18 protein-coding genes are annotated in these 18,835 nt (G+C 37.6%); 14 read left to right on the top strand and 4 right to left on the bottom strand.

The annotated features are described in order from the left end of the window. Positions 1 to 103 precede the first annotated feature (103 nt). The 4 genes from KI338_RS12985 to KI338_RS12970 are packed head-to-tail and all read left to right on the top strand — an operon-like array spanning position 104 to position 3,884. Positions 104 to 1,129 (top strand): methionine ABC transporter ATP-binding protein, encoded by a 1,026-nt coding sequence (locus KI338_RS12985; protein ID WP_212921436.1) that lies wholly within the window; start codon positions 104 to 106, stop codon positions 1,127 to 1,129. After that, positions 1,119 to 1,781 carry a methionine ABC transporter permease gene (locus tag KI338_RS12980; protein ID WP_212921588.1) on the top strand — a complete coding sequence of 221 codons (663 nt, stop codon included), beginning with the start codon at positions 1,119 to 1,121 and terminating at the stop codon, positions 1,779 to 1,781. Before KI338_RS12985 ends, KI338_RS12980 begins: the two co-directional genes overlap by 11 nt. 30 nt (positions 1,782 to 1,811) lie before the next feature. Next, positions 1,812 to 2,669 (top strand): MetQ/NlpA family ABC transporter substrate-binding protein, encoded by an 858-nt coding sequence (locus tag KI338_RS12975; protein ID WP_212921435.1) that lies wholly within the window; start codon positions 1,812 to 1,814, stop codon positions 2,667 to 2,669. A gap of 15 nt (positions 2,670 to 2,684) precedes the next feature. After that, positions 2,685 to 3,884 carry a M20 family metallopeptidase gene (locus KI338_RS12970; protein ID WP_212921434.1) on the top strand — a complete coding sequence of 400 codons (1,200 nt, stop codon included), beginning with the start codon at positions 2,685 to 2,687 and terminating at the stop codon, positions 3,882 to 3,884. A gap of 133 nt (positions 3,885 to 4,017) precedes the next feature. Here the strand turns inward: KI338_RS12970 and KI338_RS12965 are convergent, their stop codons facing one another. After that, positions 4,018 to 5,283, bottom strand: coding sequence for a DUF418 domain-containing protein (locus KI338_RS12965; RefSeq protein ID WP_212921433.1), 1,266 nt, complete (start codon positions 5,281 to 5,283; stop codon positions 4,018 to 4,020). Positions 5,284 to 5,529: 246 nt separating this feature from the next. Between KI338_RS12965 and KI338_RS12960 the strand changes: the two genes are divergently transcribed. Beyond that, a complete protein-coding gene (locus KI338_RS12960) occupies positions 5,530 to 6,471 on the top strand; it encodes an RNA polymerase sigma factor (RefSeq protein WP_212921432.1) in 942 nt (313 codons plus the stop codon). Positions 6,472 to 6,713: 242 nt separating this feature from the next. Here the strand turns inward: KI338_RS12960 and KI338_RS12955 are convergent, their stop codons facing one another. After that, positions 6,714 to 7,856, bottom strand: coding sequence for an MFS transporter (locus KI338_RS12955; protein WP_212921431.1), 1,143 nt, complete (start codon positions 7,854 to 7,856; stop codon positions 6,714 to 6,716). Positions 7,857 to 7,956: 100 nt separating this feature from the next. On the opposite strand from KI338_RS12955, the gene KI338_RS12950 reads away from it, so the two are divergent. From KI338_RS12950 to KI338_RS12940, 3 genes are all read left to right on the top strand, one after another. Next, positions 7,957 to 8,829 carry a LysR family transcriptional regulator gene (locus KI338_RS12950; RefSeq protein ID WP_212921430.1) on the top strand — a complete coding sequence of 291 codons (873 nt, stop codon included), beginning with the start codon at positions 7,957 to 7,959 and terminating at the stop codon, positions 8,827 to 8,829. A 129-nt stretch (positions 8,830 to 8,958) separates the two neighbouring features. Further along, positions 8,959 to 9,483 carry a DinB family protein gene (locus tag KI338_RS12945; protein WP_212921429.1) on the top strand — a complete coding sequence of 175 codons (525 nt, stop codon included), beginning with the start codon at positions 8,959 to 8,961 and terminating at the stop codon, positions 9,481 to 9,483. A gap of 127 nt (positions 9,484 to 9,610) precedes the next feature. Then, entirely contained in the window at positions 9,611 to 10,108 is a 498-nt protein-coding gene (locus tag KI338_RS12940; RefSeq protein WP_244853599.1) for a DUF1648 domain-containing protein, read from the top strand. A 46-nt stretch (positions 10,109 to 10,154) separates the two neighbouring features. Here the strand turns inward: KI338_RS12940 and KI338_RS17860 are convergent, their stop codons facing one another. After that, complete coding sequence (locus KI338_RS17860) at positions 10,155 to 10,283, bottom strand: hypothetical protein (protein WP_280530752.1); 129 nt, start codon at positions 10,281 to 10,283, stop codon at positions 10,155 to 10,157. A gap of 282 nt (positions 10,284 to 10,565) precedes the next feature. Between KI338_RS17860 and rlmD the strand changes: the two genes are divergently transcribed. Continuing rightward, on the top strand, positions 10,566 to 11,957 hold the full coding sequence (rlmD, locus tag KI338_RS12935) for a 23S rRNA (uracil(1939)-C(5))-methyltransferase RlmD (RefSeq protein WP_212921428.1): 1,392 nt from the start codon (positions 10,566 to 10,568) through the stop codon (positions 11,955 to 11,957). A gap of 242 nt (positions 11,958 to 12,199) precedes the next feature. Here the strand turns inward: rlmD and KI338_RS12930 are convergent, their stop codons facing one another. Continuing rightward, on the bottom strand, positions 12,200 to 12,793 hold the full coding sequence (locus KI338_RS12930; RefSeq protein WP_212921427.1) for a TetR/AcrR family transcriptional regulator: 594 nt from the start codon (positions 12,791 to 12,793) through the stop codon (positions 12,200 to 12,202). A gap of 165 nt (positions 12,794 to 12,958) precedes the next feature. Here KI338_RS12930 and KI338_RS12925 point away from each other — a divergent pair, with 165 nt between their 5' ends. The 5 genes from KI338_RS12925 (at position 12,959) to KI338_RS12905 (ending at position 18,827) form a co-directional block, all read left to right on the top strand. Continuing rightward, positions 12,959 to 13,327, top strand: coding sequence for a DoxX family protein (locus KI338_RS12925; protein WP_212921426.1), 369 nt, complete (start codon positions 12,959 to 12,961; stop codon positions 13,325 to 13,327). 673 nt (positions 13,328 to 14,000) lie between these two features. After that, positions 14,001 to 14,684 (top strand): response regulator transcription factor, encoded by a 684-nt coding sequence (locus tag KI338_RS12920; RefSeq protein ID WP_280530751.1) that lies wholly within the window; start codon positions 14,001 to 14,003, stop codon positions 14,682 to 14,684. Positions 14,685 to 14,694: 10 nt separating this feature from the next. Further along, complete coding sequence (locus tag KI338_RS12915; RefSeq protein WP_212921425.1) at positions 14,695 to 15,729, top strand: sensor histidine kinase; 1,035 nt, start codon at positions 14,695 to 14,697, stop codon at positions 15,727 to 15,729. A 400-nt stretch (positions 15,730 to 16,129) separates the two neighbouring features. Next, entirely contained in the window at positions 16,130 to 16,918 is a 789-nt protein-coding gene (locus tag KI338_RS12910) for an ABC transporter ATP-binding protein (RefSeq protein ID WP_373306345.1), read from the top strand. Next, entirely contained in the window at positions 16,902 to 18,827 is a 1,926-nt protein-coding gene (locus tag KI338_RS12905) for an ABC transporter permease (protein WP_244853597.1), read from the top strand. The genes KI338_RS12910 and KI338_RS12905 overlap by 17 nt, the downstream gene beginning before the upstream one ends. The last annotated feature ends 8 nt before the right edge of the window (positions 18,828 to 18,835 follow it).

Genomic DNA, 18,835 nt, shown 5'->3' with positions numbered 1-18,835 from the left:
TTTGATGAGAAATTAGAAGGCTTTTTTCGTTCGAATACTGGGAAGTTAGATGGTTGCGACTATTGGCTGCAGAGAATTAACTATTTGCGAGGAGGAGCAGACTATGATCGAATTTAAAAACGCTTCTAAGACATTCCGGCTCGGAAAGCGGGAGGTGAATGCGGTAAAAGGAGTGTCGCTTGCAATTGAGCAGGGAGAAATATTTGGCATTATTGGCTTTAGTGGTGCCGGAAAGAGTACATTACTTCGGCTAGTCAATCTGCTTGAGCAACCAACATCTGGGGCTATTCAGATCCAAGGTGTAGATCTTGCTACACTACCTAAGAAAGAACTACGAAAGCTACGGCGAAAAATAGGAATGATCTTTCAGAACTTCAATTTGTTTTCCTCACGTACTGTAGCGGGAAATGTGGCTTATCCGTTGAAGCTAGCCGGAATCCCTAAAAAAGAAATAAATGAGCGAGTTTCGGAGCTACTGAGTTTTGTTGGGCTTACCGATAAAGCAAATGATTATCCAGAGCAGCTCTCTGGTGGTCAAAAGCAACGTGTGGGGATTGCTCGGGCACTTGCTACGTCACCAGATATATTAATATGTGATGAAGCAACATCAGCACTGGATCCGGATACAACAAGTGATATTCTTCGTCTTTTAAAAAAGGTAAATCATGAACTTGGAATAACGGTTTTATTAATTACACATGAAATGCATGTTATTCAATCTATTTGTGACCGGGTCGCCGTCATGGAAGAAGGGGAAGTCATTGAAGTCGGTTCTGTCTTTGATACATTTACAAATCCCAAACACCCAACAACGAAGCGGTTCATCAAATCCGTAGAGAATGATTTACCTTCTGCTAAATTACTAAGGGAATGGAGGGAAAAGGGTGGCAAGAGGCTTTATCGTGTCACTTTCAAGGGAGAGATTACAAATGCCCCCGTCCTTTCACAAATAACGCAAAAATACAGTGTCGACTTCAATATTGTACATGGCTACATACGTGAATTACAGGAAAGGTTATTTGGTAATTTGCTAATTTCTTTTGAAGGCAATGCGGATGCGATTGAATCAGCAATGATAGAACTGCAATCTATCGTAGATGTAGAGGAGGTAGAACTTGATGCGGGTTGATTGGACAACATTTTGGCCAAGGATTTTGGAATCAACAGGTGAAACAATCTTTATGGTTATCTTGACACTAATCTTTGGCTCCATTCTAGGAATAGGTTTTGGATTATTACTATACGTAACACGAAAAGGGAACATTTTAGAAAATCAGCTTGTATTTCAAATCATGAACATTTTCATAAATATCATTCGACCAATTCCATTCATTATATTTTTAGTCGCGATTAGCCCATTAACTAGATTGGTAGTAGGTACAACAATTGGAACCTGGGCTGCGATTTTCCCGATGACAATAGCCGCCTCTTTTGGGATTGCTCGGATTGTAGAGAATAACTTGGTAAGTATTGACCCTGGTGTTGTGGAAGCCGCCAAAGCGATGGGAGCAAGTCCATTCCAAATTATTTATACCGTGTTGATACCAGAGGCACTTGGCCCACTAATTCTAGGTTTAACATTTGTGACAGTTAGTTTAATAGACTTCTCAGCTATGGCGGGAACAGTTGGCGGTGGAGGTCTTGGCCATGTTGCAATGACCTATGGCTATCAGCGCTTTGATGGAAGTGTCATGCTTGTTACGGTTATTATCCTAATCATACTGGTACAGCTGGCACAATGGCTTGGTAACACTATTTCTAGAAAGATTATGAGACGTTAGGGAACAGGTAGAAAGCGAGGAGAACAAAAGATGAAAAAATTAATCATTTTTTTACTAGCGATTATCACAGTAGTATCACTAGCTGCTTGTAGTAGTGATACATCTGGAAAAGGCGAGAAAACAAAAGTTGTTAAGATTGGTGTTACAGGAACAGATGGGGAAGTATGGCCACTGATTCAGAAGAAGGCAAAGGCAGAAGGGATTGAGATTGAGCTTGTGGAGTTCTCAGATTACACACTTCCAAACCAAGCATTGGCGGATGGAGATATTGATATTAATTCCTTCCAGCATATTGCATTCTTAAGTCAATTTAATAAAGAAAACAATGTAGACTTATTACCGATTGGTCCAACTATTATTGCACCAATGGGAATTTATTCAGAGAAAATTAAAGATATTAACGAAATTGAAGAAGGTGCACGCATAGCAATTCCAGATGACCCATCCAACCAAGCACGGGCATTGAAGCTACTTGAATCTGCAGGATTAATTAAATTATCAGCTGACTTTGGACTGTTTGGAGATCCATCAAAAATTGTGGAGAATCCTAAGAACTTAGATATTTTTCCAATCGTAGCCCAACAAACACCAAGGGTTCTTCCTGATGTTACAGCTTCTGTAATTAATAATGGGGTAGCGGGTCAAGCTGGTTTTGATCCGGTAAAAGATCCAATTTTTCTAGAAGATGGTACATCTGAAAATGCAATACCATATGTAAACATTTTTGCTGCTCGAGCTGAGGATAAAGACAATGAGACTTTCCAGCGCATTGTTGAATTATATCATGAGGAAGATGTGGAAAAGGCCGTAGAAATAGACACAAATGGTGGCTCAATTGTTATTGATATTACCAAGGAAGAATTATTAAAAATTTTTGAAGGGTTATAAGGAGGAGTAGTTAAGATGAGCAAACGTGTAAGTAGTGTTAATTTAATCGTTGAATCGATTGATTCGAACAGACAGAAGTATATTGAAACTAGCCAGGCGATACACGCTAGACCTGAAATAGGGAATCAAGAGTTTTTTGCCTGTGAACAGCATGTAGCACTTTTAGAAAGTGAAGGCTTTGTGGTTGAAACGGCAGTTGCAGGGCATGAGACATCCTTTTATGCGGTAAAGGATAGTGGCATCCCTGGTCCATCCGTCGCATACCTCGCTGAGTACGATGCACTCCCAGGTCTAGGTCATGCATGTGGTCATAACATTATTGGAACAACTAGTGTTGCTGCTGGAATTGCACTTTCTAAAGCACTTCCTGAAGTAGGCGGACGTGTCGTTGTCTTAGGAACACCAGCTGAAGAAGGAGGACCGAATGGAAGTGCTAAGGGAAGCTTTGTTAAACATGGCTACTTAAAGGATATCGATGTGGCGCTTATGATACACCCGTCTGGAAAAACAGCCTTAACAACTGAATCACTAGCAGTCGATCCACTAGATTTTCATTTCTTTGGAAGAGCTGCACATGCCTCAGGTTCACCGGAACAAGGAATTAATGCACTAGACGCAGTAATTCTATTGTTTAATGGAATAAATGCACTTCGTCAGCAGCTTCCAACAGATGTACGTATCCATGGAATAATTACCAATGGTGGAGATGCTCCAAACATCATTCCTGACTATGCATCTGCTCGATTTTACATAAGAGCTGAATCTTGGAGTAAAACAGAGGAAGTAGCTGAAAAGGTGCGCTCAATTGCAGAGGGGGCTGCACTTGCAACTGGAGCTAGAGTAGAAATTGAGCGATTCCAAAACGAGGTGAAGGATTTCGTCCTAAATTCCGTATTAGATGCAGTAATAAAAGAAGAATTAGAAGCGGTTGGAGAAATTGTTCATACGGAAAAACGAAGTGGCAAAGGTTCTACCGATGCAGGGAATATAAGCTATGAGGTTCCTACTGCTCACCCACATATTAAAATTGGACCAGATGATCTTATTGCACATACGAACGAATTCAGAGAAGCGGCGAAGTCACCACTTGGAGACGAGGCTTTAATTAAGGGAGCAAAGGCTCTCGCATCAACCGGTTATCGTCTCTTAAAAGACGCCGAACTCTTACACAGAGTGAGAAAGGAATACGAAAAATCCTTGTCTGAGAAAAGCTAAGTAATTATTGGTCAAGAAACGGTTAAGTCTACCGATATGAAGCATATACCTTATATCGGTAGACTTAAAATTAATGATTATTATTTTGTACTGAAGAAATTGTTCCTTAGCACCCACCTTTAATTCTTTTCTATTAGGCTTTCTTCCTCATCGGCTGAAACTTCAAATACGTTCCTGAACGCCATAGCCATTCCATTGGACCAAAACGGAAACGTGAAAGCCACCATCTACTGAAGAACATTTGAATTACAATAAGAGCAATTGCCATTAATGTTCCAACTAAAATGCCAAGCTTCCCAAATAAGCCAAGACCATATCCATAAAAGATCGTTGTCATCACGATTGAATGTGTTAAATAGTTGGTTAATGCCATTCTTCCAATGGAATTGAAGCCTTGAATGAAGGTGCTAGATTTATACTTAGCAAATAGTAACGAGAACCCCGTGATATACCCAATCGCTGCAAGTGGCCCACCAAGGAGATATCCGAAATAATCCAACATTAAGTTATCTGTCACAATCATGCTACCCTTTAACGTTAAACCAACTAATACGAAAATAAGCGTGATACGTTTTAGTAGCTGACGGTTTTCCGTGAGATGGTGCAGCCATTTTTTCTTGGCAATAAAAGCACCTATGAGGAACAACATAAAGGCTTGTGTTGTTACCATGATCGTATCAAGGATGGAAAGAAAGCTAGCAAAAAACTGATGCTCAAGTGATCCCATTTCAAATCCTAGATCAACCTTTTCGTATGGATTAGACGTAAAACGATGTGCTGTGATTTCTGCATAGGATCCGTCGCTTAAGACAGCTTTCTCATACTCACTATATAATGATAGATTAATTTCGTTTCCTTCATCTCCAGCTGGTATTAGCCCAGGTGCATTAATAAGAAATGCTAGGACTAGTGCCCAGATTAAAACAGTTATTGCCTGTCTCTTAATGAAGAATGTGAAAACTAAACCAGCTATCGCATAGGTTAGTAGAATATCTCCATCCCAGATAAAGTGTAAATGTATATATCCAATTGCTAGTAATATTAGGGTTCTCCTGAAAAAGATTCGTTTAAATGGGCGCCCAGTCGCCTCGGCCCTTTCCCACATGATAACTGCACCAAACCCAAATAGAATGGAAAAGACCGGATAAAAACTACCTTGGAATAACCATTCGATAATGTCATAAATCACTCTTTCAAATGACGATAATTCAGTCTTGATTGTTTCTATTCCAGCCACGCCATATTGAAATGCAATCATATTAACTAGCAGGATACCTAGCAGTGCAAAGCCTCTTAAACTATCAATATGGTTGAGTCTGCTTCCTAATCCAATAGGAGATAAATGTTTGTTCTGTAAATCTTGTTGATGCGAAATTTTATTAGCATTATTTACTTGCAATGTACTTACACCTTCTATTCTTTCATGTTTTAGTAGATTGTTATATCGTTCAATTTAGTACTATAAATAGATACGTTTAGGCATTGAAAAGGTTTCAATTAGTGTTATTTAAACGAAAAGAGGACATTCTATTGACTTATAAATACTGTAATTGGGAAAATGCAAGATATAGAGTGTTTTAAAAAAAGTACAGATTGCGTATGATTTTGCCATTATCATTCGTTATATAAGTAGGAGGTGGATGTAATGACGGATTTACAAGTAATTGGGGAAGAGTCACTTGATGTATGGGGAAAGTATTGGAAGTTGGTTCAGCCATATAGAAAACAGTTGTGGAACTATTGTTTACGGCTAACTGGATCACCATGGGATGCAGAGGATTTGCTTCAGGATACGGTATTAAAAGCATTTGCATCCCTATCAGCACTATCTCACCGCCAGCAACAATTAAATACAAAAGCATATCTATTTCGAGTAGCTACTAACCATTGGCTGGATCAATGTAGGAGAACTGGGCGTTTTAAGCACGAGGAATTAAATGATGAAATATGGAGTGAGGAATATGCAGATCCATTGGAAATAAATGAAGCAATTTATTCCTTATTAAATCATCTAACCCCACGACAAGCAGTTGTCTTTATCCTTATGGAATCATTTCGCTTCACAGCCAAAGAGGTTGCAGAATTATTGGCAAGTACGGAAGGAGCTGTAAATGGGTTGCTAAACCGTGCTAGAAAGGGACTTTACGAGGCAAGAGAGAGTGGCACAGAGCTTAAGAAAGAACATGTTATTAATGTTCATGCAGAATCTGTTCAGGCATTTATAGATGCTTATAATCGTAAGGATTATATTGGGCTTGTTAATATGTTACTGGATCAAGCGACATTTAGCTTTGTTGAGATGAACAGTAAAGAGTATGGAAAAGAGACGATTATAAAATACTCACTTAATCCTAACAACGTATCAAAATCACATGATATTTACGCGAAATCTTGTAATCTATTTGGTAAACATGCCATTATTTTTATTAGGCAAACAGAGCAAGGTCCTATACTGTATGATGTTAATACAATGGAATGGGAATTGAACAAAATTGCAAGATGGAATTGCTATTATTTCTGTAGGGAGTTTATGCAATATGTGGCGAAAGAACTAGGGCTGCCTTTAGAACCGGTAGAGGATTTTTAAAGGATTTGGGGTATTTCAATCCCTGAAGCATCTTGCTTATATAAGGCTGTAGTTAATTGTTTCAAATATTGTTAAATTGATATCGTTTTTAATAATCGACAACAAAGTCTTTAACTGCACCAAAATGTTAGTAATAAATTTTTGGTGCAGTTTTTTAGTTTGGTCAATTTACTTAATATGGGTTTATGGATAGATTCAGAAATGTTATAAGAAAAAAGCAGAAAGAGTCTAGATCATGTATCTTATAGAAACCTTCTAAAAAATAAAATATAAAACAAAAGCATCAGGAATGTTAATCCTGAAAAAACTACCCAGACTGTCGTAAAATGTAAGTTGAATACTAGCCATCCTCCTAATAAACTACCAAATGGTCTTCCGATTCCGTCTGATAGATTACTCATACCGAAGTAAAGCCCCATGTTTCTTGACCTATCTGAAAAGTTTGCAATTGACGTTTCGACTATAGGTAATATAAGAATCTCACCAACTGTAAAAAGGAATACAGCAACGAATAACATTAAAAAGTTATTCCAAAGAGCTAAAGTTACGAAGGATAAAAAAATAGATGTTATACCGAAAAACATAAATACCTTTGATTTGTTATATTTACTAATTAAAACGCCTACAGGATATTGTAATAATAGTCCGGTTGTTCCATTGATAAGAAAAAGTGCCTGAATGTGTTCAGTAAACTGTTTGGCATATTCCGGTAGTGTGACAAATAACTGTGCAACTAAAATGTAAAACATAAGCATAAGAATTATTAATTTTATATAGCCTTTATTACGTAATGCTTCTAATATAGATTGAATAGACATTTTTTTCTTTGGAAAATCCCGCTCCGTAGATGTAACAAATACAATTAATAAAAATGCTCCAACTAAATAAAGACTTCCAGCGAAAACAAAAATAAATTGAAAGTTTCCTGTCCAAATAACTATTCCCGCAATAATGGGACCCAATAGTAATCCAGCGCTTGTGGCAGTAGCCCTTAACGAAGATACTTTTGCCCTAGCATTGTATGTTGAACTTTTCATGATTAGAGATTGTAGGGAGGGACTTGCAAACCCACCTCCTAATCCGGCCAATAAAGCGAAAAGCAATAGCAAATAATAGTTGGAAACACAACCTACTCCAATAAAACCAATTCCTCTTATCCATTCTCCTGACACGGACATCCGTTTATAACCAAAATAATCACCAATAGGACCTAAAACTATAGGTGTTACTTTTTGCATCAATATATAGGTAGCTGTTATTCCACTTGCCTGTGTTAGTGAAATATTATGAACATCTGTTAGTAAGGGGAACAAAGGCATTGCAGTGAAACCACCTGTTGATAAAATAAATATTAAGAAAGCGAGAATATAAGTTTGCTTGGTCATCCAATCCCTCCTATAATTCATAGTAATGAAGAGAAACTAATTTTAAAAATGAATTATTTACATTACTTTAATTTATTAATTGAATTAATGAGGTGGTTAAATGGATTTTGAACAGTTGAAGACATTTGTTTCGCTTGCTAATAGTAAAAATTTCACACGGACAGCAGAAGAGATGAATGTTGTTCAATCTACTGTTACGACAAGAATTAAATCGTTGGAGGAGGAAATTGGTGAGACACTTTTTTTACGAAAGACTAGAAATGTTGAAATAACAGACGCAGGGAAAAATTTCTTAACTTATGTAATAAAAACATTAGAAATTATGAATGAGGGTGTTAAGACTACTCGAATTCAATCGAAATTTACGCATAGTTTGGTAATAGGTGGGATGAACTCGCTTTGGGAAACATCAATTTTTGAACAAATAAACCAATATCAAGCTAGTAATCCGCATACTTCATTACGTCTTATTACAGGCCATTCGGAAGATATAATCGAAAAAATTAGATATGGGTTAATTGATGTGGGATTTGTATATAATCCACTTCATCCTCCTATATTTAATGTGGAGATGATAAGAGAGGAATCTATATGTTTAGTTGGGGAAACACATTTTGTAGGAAGTTTAGGGCTACTGGAATCTAAAGATTTAAAGGATATTCCGTTCATCCATTATAACTGGGGTACAGATTTCTCCGAGTGGTTTGAGGAAGAAGTTGGAAAACATGAAACAATGCGTTATAGGGTTGATCATGCTGGTATTGCATTAAGATTAATACTAAATGGAGAAGGAATTGGATTCATGCTAGAGAGTATTATTAGGGACTATGAAAAGGATGGTCTTATATCCCGGGTGAAGTTTAATCCTAAAGAGAATATTCCAAGTAGAAAAGTATATATGGTTAGTTCTAAAAATAAGAAGGAAAGGGTAAATACATTTTTAGAGTACATGGCAGCCAAAAATAAGGAATAGTAATACATTCCTGCAATATGCAATACATTATCACCTTACATATATTAAACCTCTATTATGGAAATAGTAATTACCTATCAGAGAAATAACATATAATTAGTAGATAAAATATTTGGAAGGGGAAATAACATGGAGTTCACCTTACATGGTTCTATTGAAATTTTAGAAAGAACACCACAGACATTGGCAAATTTATTATCTGGTTTGACAGATAGCTGGTTGTTTTGTAATGAAGGAGACGGAACCTGGAATGCTTACGAAGTGGTAGGGCATCTAATTGAAGCTGAAAAGACTAACTGGATTCAGCGATTGGAACATATTCTTCATGAAGGAAAAGAGATTCCTTTTCCCGCTTTTGATCGTTTCTCACATTTAAACGAGACCTCTTCGTCCATTCAAGAAAAGTTATTAGAGTTTCAAGATCTGAGACAACAAAATATCAATAAACTTAGGGAACTATTCACGAAGGAAGAACAATTTGAATTAAGAGGTTTTCATCCTGCATTTGGAGAGGTTAAAGTAAGAGAATTAATTTCTACTTGGGTTGTTCATGATTTAACCCATATTGCACAGATTGTAAGGGTCATGGCAACCCGATATAAAATCGATGTTGGACCATGGAAAGAATATCTCGGTATTTTAAACGCAAGATAGATTAGGAATTCCCGACTTTTCATAGTAAATTAGCCTATTCCTGAAACCTTTTACGAGGGTATTTCGTAAATAAACTAATGAACTATAGAACGAAAATAGTATAGATAATAAAGGGGAACTTGGCAAAGTGACAGATAGACCAAAATTAACAATTACAAAAACAAAATCCGAATGGTTTTGGGATATAGTAGGCTATTCTTGCTATATTGGCTCCATTATCTTATTAATTGTTATTTGGAGCAAGCTTCCTCAAGAAGTACCTGCCCATTATAATGCACTCGGTGAAGTGGATCGTTGGGGTTCTAAATTGGAATTGCTAATACTACCGATAATCGGGGCATTCTTACTAATTATGATGCAGGCCCTTGAAAAATATCCTGAAATTCATAATTATCCGAAGAGATTAACTGAGGAAAATGCGGAACAATTCTACTTAAATAGCCGAAAAATGATGAATCAATTAAAGAATATCTGTTTAATTGTTTTTTCTTTTATTACATTTGAATCTATTTCTATAGCACTTGAGTGGGGCAATGGTTTTGGAGTATGGTCTCTGCCTTTATTAATAATAGGGGCGGGAATTCCGATTGTAATAGGAATAGTGAGGCAAAGCAAAATTAAATAACCGATAACAAAAGCCGATGAATCGTTAATTCGTCGGCTTTTAACATTTATTTATTACTTTTTTTCTGTTCCTTTAATTCATGAATTTCTTTTTCCAATCGCTCTAAACGGTCAATCACGGGTTGTAAGGATTCCTGAAGCATTATACGTAATCTATCTGCTTTTTCGTTTTCCATAAGTAATACCTCCGTTCCTAAAACGATAGTATCCTACAAATATATTATTTCACTTTTGACTCTAGAAATGTAATAATCTTTCCGATTTAATTGTGGCGATGGAGTAGTTGCTTATCAAAAGTAGCCCTGCATATTAACCTAGTCCTTAAAGGGAAGTAACAAAGGTTGTTCCCAATCATCCTATGTTCCGCTATAATAAGGAAGTATGCAAGGAACCAAATATGTTAAGATTGTATGTTATAAGCTTCATATAGAGAGAACCTATGAGAGGAGGAATCAATCTTGACAACAACACAAAGTGAAACATATATCGCAGAAATTCGTGATTTAGATAAAAAAGGATCTGGACGTGCCGTTGTTTGGCGTGATATTGGGGAGGTCAATCCTAGAAAGCTGAAATTAACCATTCCCCAAACGTTACCTGGAGAAAAGGTCCGTGTAACGGTTGGACAACCTGAAAGGAAAAGAACCCGAGTAATGCCAGAAGAAATTGTAGAGGCGCATGTGGAACGAGTAGACCCACCATGCCCACATTTTGACCGTTGTGGTGGTTGTGTATGGCAGCACTGGAAGTATACTGGCCAACTAAACGAAAAGACGGACCATGTAAAGAAGGTATTAGAAGAACAAGGATTTGATCCAAATTTAGTACATGACACAATTGGAATGGACAACCCATGGCATTATCGAAATAAAATGGAGTTTACCTTTGCCAAGGACGGCTCCCTTGGTTTACATGAACTAGGAAACTTCCGGAAAATCATTTCCCTAGAAACTTGTTTAATAGCGGGTGAAGAAATGGTAGAAGGAACGATGGAGGTTGCTGATTGGGCAAAGGCCCATGAGTTATCTGGCTATGATAAGGATAATCATGAAGGCTTACTTCGTCATTTAATGGTTCGCCAATCATTTGCAACAGGAGAGATTATGCTAGGGCTTTTCGCTACGGAAGCACCTAATGGGGAGTTAGAGACTGCGACAAAAGATTTGGTAGCACGGATAACAGAGAAATTCCCTAAGGTGAAAAGCTTACTATGGTTAGAGAACAGAGACTGGGCTGACCGTACACAGGCTGAGGAGACTCATGTACTAGCAGGTCGTGATTTTATTTATGATGAAATGCTCGGATACCGTTATCGTATTTGGTTTGATACATTCTTCCAAACGAATCCTACGCAAGCTCAGAAGCTAGTAGAATTAGCTCTTGAAATGGGCAAGCCAAAGATAAATGAGAAAATGATTGATTTATTCTGTGGTGTAGGTACCTTCTCTCTTCCTTTTGCTAGTCAAGTAGATAAGCTAGCAGGAATTGAAATCGTGGAGACGTCGATTGAATCTGCAAAACGAAATGCCAAGGATAATGGACTTAATAACACGTATTTCCTAGCAAAAGATGCAAGACGAGGAATTGATGAAGTGTTAGAGAGCTTTGGAATACCTGAGCTATTACTTCTTGATCCGCCACGTTCTGGTGCAGGTGGAAAGGTAATGCGAAGAATTGGGCGTGCGAAGCCTGAACGTATTGTTTATGTATCCTGTAATCCAGATACATTTGCAGTGGATATTAAGGAGCTTGAGCCATTTGGTTATGAGCTTGTTGAGGTTCAGCCAGTGGACTTATTTCCGCATACGATGCATGTGGAGTGTGTTGCGTTGCTAGTTAGAAAAAATTAATGAGATGTAAGTGTGAAAAACCTTCCTTAAATGGAAGGTTTTTTTGATTATAAAATTTAAACAGAACCGATTGTCGTTAGTATAAATATTGCCTTCCATAATCGTGAGGTAAGGGAACTACATTATGAAAAAATTAATACACAGCTATAGCGAGGTAATGTATTCAATGTAGTTATATTTTGACGAACTCAGTTTAATAAAAACTAACACTTTCGCAAAGGTATGAGTGAATGTGAGCTTTTCTAATTTTTAATAATATGTCCACTAAGATTGGTAAGAAATTCTGACCATCTTCTTTGAAATTCAGGATCGGATTCATCGCTTCCGGTAAATATCTTAGCAATATCACTGAAGATAATGGGATACGTTGTTAAAGCGGTGATTGCCAGTGCCAAAAGTTCTGGTTCGAGGTCAGGTGGCAAAACTCCTTTATCCTTTTGTTCTTTCCAGTACGCTACATAGGATTGAAGTGCAAGTTCCCCGCTTTTATTCCAAGAAGTTTGATCTGCTTGTGACTCAAGCGCCTGCCAAGCTGTAAACTTAATAAAGTCCGCTCTCTCCTTACTATTTACATTGTATCGATGCTCGGCAATATGTTGCGGATTATCTGGAACTCGGGTTGCCCATTCCGGACCACTTGTTGCCAAATTTGCCAAAACGGCTTCATATAATTCCTTTTTACCCTTGTAGTAATGATAAATTAACTGTTTTTTCACACCCGCATTCTCTGCTATCGATTCGATACGTGCTCCCTTAAATCCCTTATTGAAAAACTCATTTCTCGCAGCTTCTAGAATATTCTTTTGTGTCCGTTCTGCATTACGTATTTTACCCATCAAGATACCCTCCATGCAAAATCTAATAACACCAGCTTATCACTTACTGAAAAAAAGTCAAGTATAATTTAACTTTTGTAAAATTACACTTGACACATGTAAAATTATAACTTACCATTTAGTCAGTAATAAAATATTGATACAAATAAAAGGGAGGAATTGCACATGATCATATTTTCAATTGTTCTTCAAAGTTTGCTGGTGTTATACTATGTTTTTTCAGGCTTTTCAAAAGTAATAGGGGTTAAATACTGGGTTGGCATTTTCAATAATCTAAAGCTACCTGACTGGTTTCGTGTAGTCACAGGAATGGTACAGTTAGTTGGAGCTGCTGTGCTTATTACAGGGTATTGGATTGAAGGAGTGATTGCATGGGGTGGTATTTGGCTCGGAATTACGATGCTGGTGGCAGTCCTTGCGCATATTAGAGTCAAAGATTCAATCGGCAATACGATGACGCCTGTTGTATTTCTTGCGTTAATCACTATTCTAACCATCATCAATGCAGACGATATGATACATCCCTTTTTATAAAGGATGCAACTGTCAGACAAAATATTGAATTAAAAACATAATGATGTTAAGCGAAACAGGTGCTTTTGATGTATAGGTTTCTTGAACAGGTTTGTTATTAAGATATAAAGGTGTATGTCGCATGGTTGTATAAAGTATTTCGGAACAATGATGATGCACATTTTTTATGCACTCATGGTCCGGTATGTAAAATTACTACAAGTCTATGTAAAAAAAATCTTATAAAATAAACTAAGATAAACACTACTGCATTTATCTATATCTGCGTTCACCACTCGAGCCATTTGGAGTGCTATTCGTTGCTACAACGTGTAACGATTTAGAAATCATTAGATAACACTTTCACAAGCATTTTAGAAGATAGGGATAAAAATACATTCAAGAAATCCTGAATGAAAAGACGGGAAAAATAGTTGAGGTCATGGTTTATGGTGAGGGGGCATTGAAAGACGACACAAAATAAGCGTTTCTAGGAAAATCAACAAAAATAATAGGACAGGGAGAGTAACCCCTCTGTCCTATTATTTTTGGCTGTCGGGTGCTCGAAAGAAAACGTGCTTAATAAGTGGTATGCCTCTATTTGACCATTTACTGACAATATGAATTTGATTCGATAGTTTGATATAATGTGAAATAATTCACCTTGTAGATTTTTATCAGGAGGTTAACTCAAATGGAGATGAATATATTTGTCGTTGAAGATGACGACGCTTTGTTTGCCGCTTTGAAGACAGGTTTGGAATCCTGGTCATTTAAGGTTACAAGACCTGATAATTTTGATGAAGTCATGCGCTCGTTTACAGAACAACAGCCCCAGCTTGTAATCATGGATGTGGTTCTTCCTAAGTATGATGGTTTTTATTGGTGCCGGGAGATTCGGGCTGTATCTGAAGTTCCAATTATCTTTTTATCATCGCGAGATCATCCAATGGATATGGTGATGGCGATGAACATGGGAGCAGACGATTATGTTCAAAAGCCGTTTCATACGGAGGTTCTTTATAGTAAAATTCAGGCCATTCTTCGACGGACTTATGCTTATGGAAAAGACAAGCCAAATATTGTTGAATGGAATGGAGCTTTGATTGATATCAAACGAGGAGTAATCCGTAGGGAAGGTAAAGAAGTGGATCTGACAAAGAACGAATTTTTTATGCTGACACTCCTCGTTGAATCTAACAATAAAATTATTTCACGCCATGATTTGATGCGAAAGCTTTGGGAAGATGAACAGTTCGTAAATGACAATACACTTACTGCTAACATTACTCGATTGCGACAAAAGCTGGAGGAAATTGGATTGTCCGAGGCTATTGTTACCAAAAAAGGATTAGGTTATATGGCTATTTCTTTATAGGAGGACTCCCATGTTTATCCGATACATCGTACTAAGAAAGAGTTGGATTTTTCTTTTTGTAGCCTTGCTCGGTGTGACCAATATATTGATTATGCTTGATAAAGGAATCACGGTGGAGGCAAGTTCTATTCTATATTTAAATGCGTTATTTTTAATCACGTTTTGCTTATTTTTTTTATGGCGTTACAAGAAAGAAATGAAATTCACCACATCACTTGATTTATTAAGTAAAGACCTCCCTTTAGATTGGATAGAAAACCTGCCCGAACCTGAGAACAGATTGGATGAAATCACTTACGAATTTTTACGTGCTGTGGATTTACAATACAAACGTCAGGTTTCTAAATTTAATGAGGCAAGACTGATTGAAGATGATTATATGGCTTCGTGGATCCATGAAGTAAAAACCCCGCTCACAGCAATGAAACTAGTCCTGGACGCCCGCCGCAGTGACTCTGCCATTCGTCAAATTGAAGTAGAATGGCTAAAAATTCACTTATTGCTTGACCGGCAATTGTATATGACACGATTGCCTACATTGGAATCAGATTATCGGCTAGAGGAAGCTTCCTTACAACGACTTGCTACAGAAGAAGTGCAAGATTTGGCTTCTTGGTGTTTGGAGAAAAATCTTGCGGTCAACATTGAAGGTACTAATGTGACAGTTGTTACGGATGTGAAATGGTGCCGCTTCATCCTCCGTCAACTGTTGACTAACGCAATTAAGTATAGTCCAGTGGGTGGGACTATTGTGATTAAGACAAATGTGAGTGAAAGAGGCAACGTAACATTGGATCTTCAGGATGAGGGACCTGGCATACAGCCGCATGATCTGCCCCGTATTTTTGACAAGGGCTTTACGGGAGAAAATGGTCGAATACAAAACGCTGCAACTGGTCTTGGCTTATATCTTGCAAAAACGGTTGCCGATAAGCTGGGAATTACATTAAAAGCAAAATCCAGCAAAAGTGGGGGAACGGTAATGCAAATAACCTTTTCTGACCCCAATACATTTGAAACCATCCGAAGAAGCAATAACCTATAGTGTTCCATGAGCATTTGGTGAAATCCAAATAGTGAACAATATACTTTATTAGAACTAAAAGGAGGGCTAGAAATCACTTCGGTTTTTCAATTTTAATGCATGCTAATCGATTTATGCCCTGGATTCCTCTACTTTTTTGACCGTAATTAAATGAAATTAAGCTCTAAGGTAAGCAGTAATTTCCAAAAACTCTGTGAGAAACGATACAGTTCCTCACAACATTTATAATGAAACGAACATATGCAACAGTCAGGACTTTCTCCTGTCTGTTTTTTGTTGCCTATTGATTACGACTAACATGACAAAATTGTCATTTAAAGTGGCAATTTTATCATATGAAACTTACGACAAGAGGTATGAACTAGCGTAAAATGGGGTTATTGATGAACAAGGAGGTTTAATGATGAACGATTTAAATGTCAATGAAACAGTGTTGCTTGCACGGAATGTTCACAAAACATATGGCTCCAGAAGCAGTTCGCAACATGTGCTAAAGGGAATAGATTTGCATGTAACTCGTAAAGAATTCGTTGGGATTATGGGACCTTCTGGTTCGGGAAAGACGACTTTGCTTAATGTATTGGCTACTATCGACCGATGTACGGACGGTGCCATTTTAGTTGAAAATGTGGACATCTCTTCTTTGAAAGATTCCGCACTTTCTGCATTTCGTAGAAAGAATTTGGGCTTTATCTTTCAGGATTACAATCTTCTAGATACATTGACAATCAAGGAGAACATTCTTTTACCGATATCCCTTCATAAAATGAGCAAGCATCAAGCAGAAAAAGAGTTTACTGAGATTGCGGAAGTATTGGGTATTAAAGAATTAGCAGATAAATATCCACATGAAGTCTCTGGGGGACAAAAACAGCGGACTGCGGCAGGAAGGGCATTGATCCATTTACCTTCCATTGTATTTGCTGATGAGCCTACTGGAGCACTAGATTCTAAATCGGCTTCATCGTTGTTGGATACGATGGAGAAAATTAATCAACAGCGAAATGTCACAATTATCATGGTGACACATGACCCGGTCGCATCCAGCTACTGTAACCGTGTCGTGTTTTTGAAAGATGGAAGGCTTTATTCCGAACTCTACCGCGGTGATAAGTCAAGACATGCCTTTTTTAAGGAAATCTTAGATGTGCAGGCGGTATTGGGAGGGGATAATGTTGACAGTCGTTGATTTAGCTTTTCGTAGCATGCGTAAAAATATAAAACATTATTACTTATATTTTTTTGCTCTCATTTTTAGTACAAGCTTGTATTATATATTTTCATCACTTCAGCACGATCATGCAGTTCAGGAAATGGCAAGTGAGAGCGTGGATTTCTTCACCGCTTTTCAAGTGGCAGGTATTTTGCTTATTGTCATTGTCAGTATTTTTACGGTTTATGCTAATCGTATTTTTCTGAAGCGAAGAAGCCGTGAAATTGGGCTGTATCAGCTTATTGGTCTTTCTAAAGGTTGGGTTGCTCGATATCTGATTATCGAGAATACATTGCTAGGCTTGGGTGCCCTATTGATTGGAATTGTTTGTGGGGCTTTATTATCTAGACTGTTTCTTCTAATTTTAATGAAATTGCTTGGATTGGAGGGTGTCTTGGGAATAAGTATCAATGCGAAGGCCATTTTCATGACGGTGCTAGTATTTCTAATTATTATTGTTTTTACTTCTATACAAGTACTGTTGTCCATTTATCGAACAACGCTACTTGACTTGTTTCAAGCAGACAAGCAACAGGAGCATCCCAATAAACCTCGGCCTTTTTTAGCTACTGTCATGGCATTGCTTGGTATAAGCCTTATTGGATTCGGCTATCAATTATCAGGGCACATGTTGAATGACCAGTTATTCTTAAATATGCTGTTGGTTCTTTCAACGACAATAGCAGGTACTTACTTGGTCTTTCGAGTTACAATTAGCTGGGGCATTTATTGGTTCCGTAAACGAAAAAATGGTCTGCTTGGTCTGTACAACAGTCTGTCGCTTGCACCGCTAATGCACCGTATGCGGTCAAACGCCAGCTCACTTACCTTAATTACGGTGCTATCAGCAATGGCAATAACGCTAGTTTCCATTGCTTATTCACTGTACTATACAGTGGAACAAGACACACGTCTCCAAATGCCATATGATTTTTTAATTGAGAATAGGGAGCAGGAAGCGGAGGCTTTCCGATTGGAACTCGAACAGGAAGGAATTGATTTCCAACATGGACAGGTGGAAGCTTTACGAATAAAAGGCAGTATACATGGCTCTCAGACTGAAAATGATGGGGTAACCCGTGATTTGTTATGGCTTCCAGCGGAGCAGCTTATTCAAACAGGCAAAGTTTTAAAAGTGCCGTCTAACGGAGAAGTTATCTTTTACAATGCAAGAGCGAATATTGAAGCCTTTATGGATGTGAACACGGAAAGTTCTAATCAAGATATGTGGTTGGAGCTTCAGGGAAAACCGGATATTTACCCGATAAGTAGCATGATTTTGGAAAATATTATTAATTACAATGTTTATGGATTACAGCTCTTGGCTTCGGAAACTACGATAGATGAGATTAGAGAGCAAACAGAGTACTTTGAAGAAATCCGTTTTGACACCTTTTTGATTCCTAATAAACAGGAACGTGAGCAGGCTTCGTCTATTTACGAAAAGTATGTACCAAAAGACAGCTTCATGCCTGATTTTTATTCGGAATATCAAAACTCGCTTCAAAAGTTCGGTCTACTTATTTTTATATCAGCTTTTCTCGGTCTTGCCTTTCTCATTGCAACTGGCAGCATCTTATACTTCAAGCAAATGACAGAAGCGGAGCAAGAGAAACAAAGCTTCAAGACTCTTCGACAGCTCGGATTTGATGTAAACATGATTATGAAAGGTATTGCTCGTAAGCAAGCATTTGTTTTCTTTATCCCGCTGTTGATTGGATTACTGCATTCGTGGTTTGCTGTTAAGGCCGCTTCTATCCTAGTAATTTCTAGTATCACCGTACCGACAATAACCGCAATGGGAATGTACGCCTTGATTTATTTTATATTTGCTGTATTAACACTTCGTTACTACCGGAAGATAGTTAAAAGCCAGATGCTATAGTCAAAAAG

Source organism: Ornithinibacillus bavariensis (assembly GCF_018333235.1).
Taxonomy (GTDB): domain Bacteria; phylum Bacillota; class Bacilli; order Bacillales; family Amphibacillaceae; genus Ornithinibacillus; species Ornithinibacillus bavariensis.
Note: the sequence above shows the minus strand (reverse complement) of the source record. Positions and strands in the feature narration are given on the sequence as shown.

What these genes read in the sequence shown, in the direction of transcription:
- KI338_RS12945 (WP_212921429.1), top strand. Translation starts at nt 8,959, where the DNA reads ATGGAGTTCACCTTACATGGTTCTATTGAAATTTTAGAAAGAACACCA.
- KI338_RS12960 (WP_212921432.1), top strand. Translation starts at nt 5,530, where the DNA reads ATGACGGATTTACAAGTAATTGGGGAAGAGTCACTTGATGTATGGGGA.
- KI338_RS12950 (WP_212921430.1), top strand. Translation starts at nt 7,957, where the DNA reads ATGGATTTTGAACAGTTGAAGACATTTGTTTCGCTTGCTAATAGTAAA.
- KI338_RS12955 (WP_212921431.1), bottom strand. Translation starts at nt 7,856, where the DNA reads ATGACCAAGCAAACTTATATTCTCGCTTTCTTAATATTTATTTTATCA.
- KI338_RS12920 (WP_280530751.1), top strand. Translation starts at nt 14,001, where the DNA reads ATGGAGATGAATATATTTGTCGTTGAAGATGACGACGCTTTGTTTGCC.
- KI338_RS12905 (WP_244853597.1), top strand. Translation starts at nt 16,902, where the DNA reads ATGTTGACAGTCGTTGATTTAGCTTTTCGTAGCATGCGTAAAAATATA.
- KI338_RS12910 (WP_373306345.1), top strand. Translation starts at nt 16,130, where the DNA reads ATGATGAACGATTTAAATGTCAATGAAACAGTGTTGCTTGCACGGAAT.
- KI338_RS17860 (WP_280530752.1), bottom strand. Translation starts at nt 10,283, where the DNA reads ATGGAAAACGAAAAAGCAGATAGATTACGTATAATGCTTCAGGAATCC.
- KI338_RS12970 (WP_212921434.1), top strand. Translation starts at nt 2,685, where the DNA reads ATGAGCAAACGTGTAAGTAGTGTTAATTTAATCGTTGAATCGATTGAT.
- KI338_RS12975 (WP_212921435.1), top strand. Translation starts at nt 1,812, where the DNA reads ATGAAAAAATTAATCATTTTTTTACTAGCGATTATCACAGTAGTATCA.
- KI338_RS12915 (WP_212921425.1), top strand. Translation starts at nt 14,695, where the DNA reads ATGTTTATCCGATACATCGTACTAAGAAAGAGTTGGATTTTTCTTTTT.
- KI338_RS12985 (WP_212921436.1), top strand. Translation starts at nt 104, where the DNA reads ATGATCGAATTTAAAAACGCTTCTAAGACATTCCGGCTCGGAAAGCGG.
- KI338_RS12930 (WP_212921427.1), bottom strand. Translation starts at nt 12,793, where the DNA reads ATGGGTAAAATACGTAATGCAGAACGGACACAAAAGAATATTCTAGAA.
- KI338_RS12925 (WP_212921426.1), top strand. Translation starts at nt 12,959, where the DNA reads ATGATCATATTTTCAATTGTTCTTCAAAGTTTGCTGGTGTTATACTAT.
- KI338_RS12980 (WP_212921588.1), top strand. Translation starts at nt 1,119, where the DNA reads ATGCGGGTTGATTGGACAACATTTTGGCCAAGGATTTTGGAATCAACA.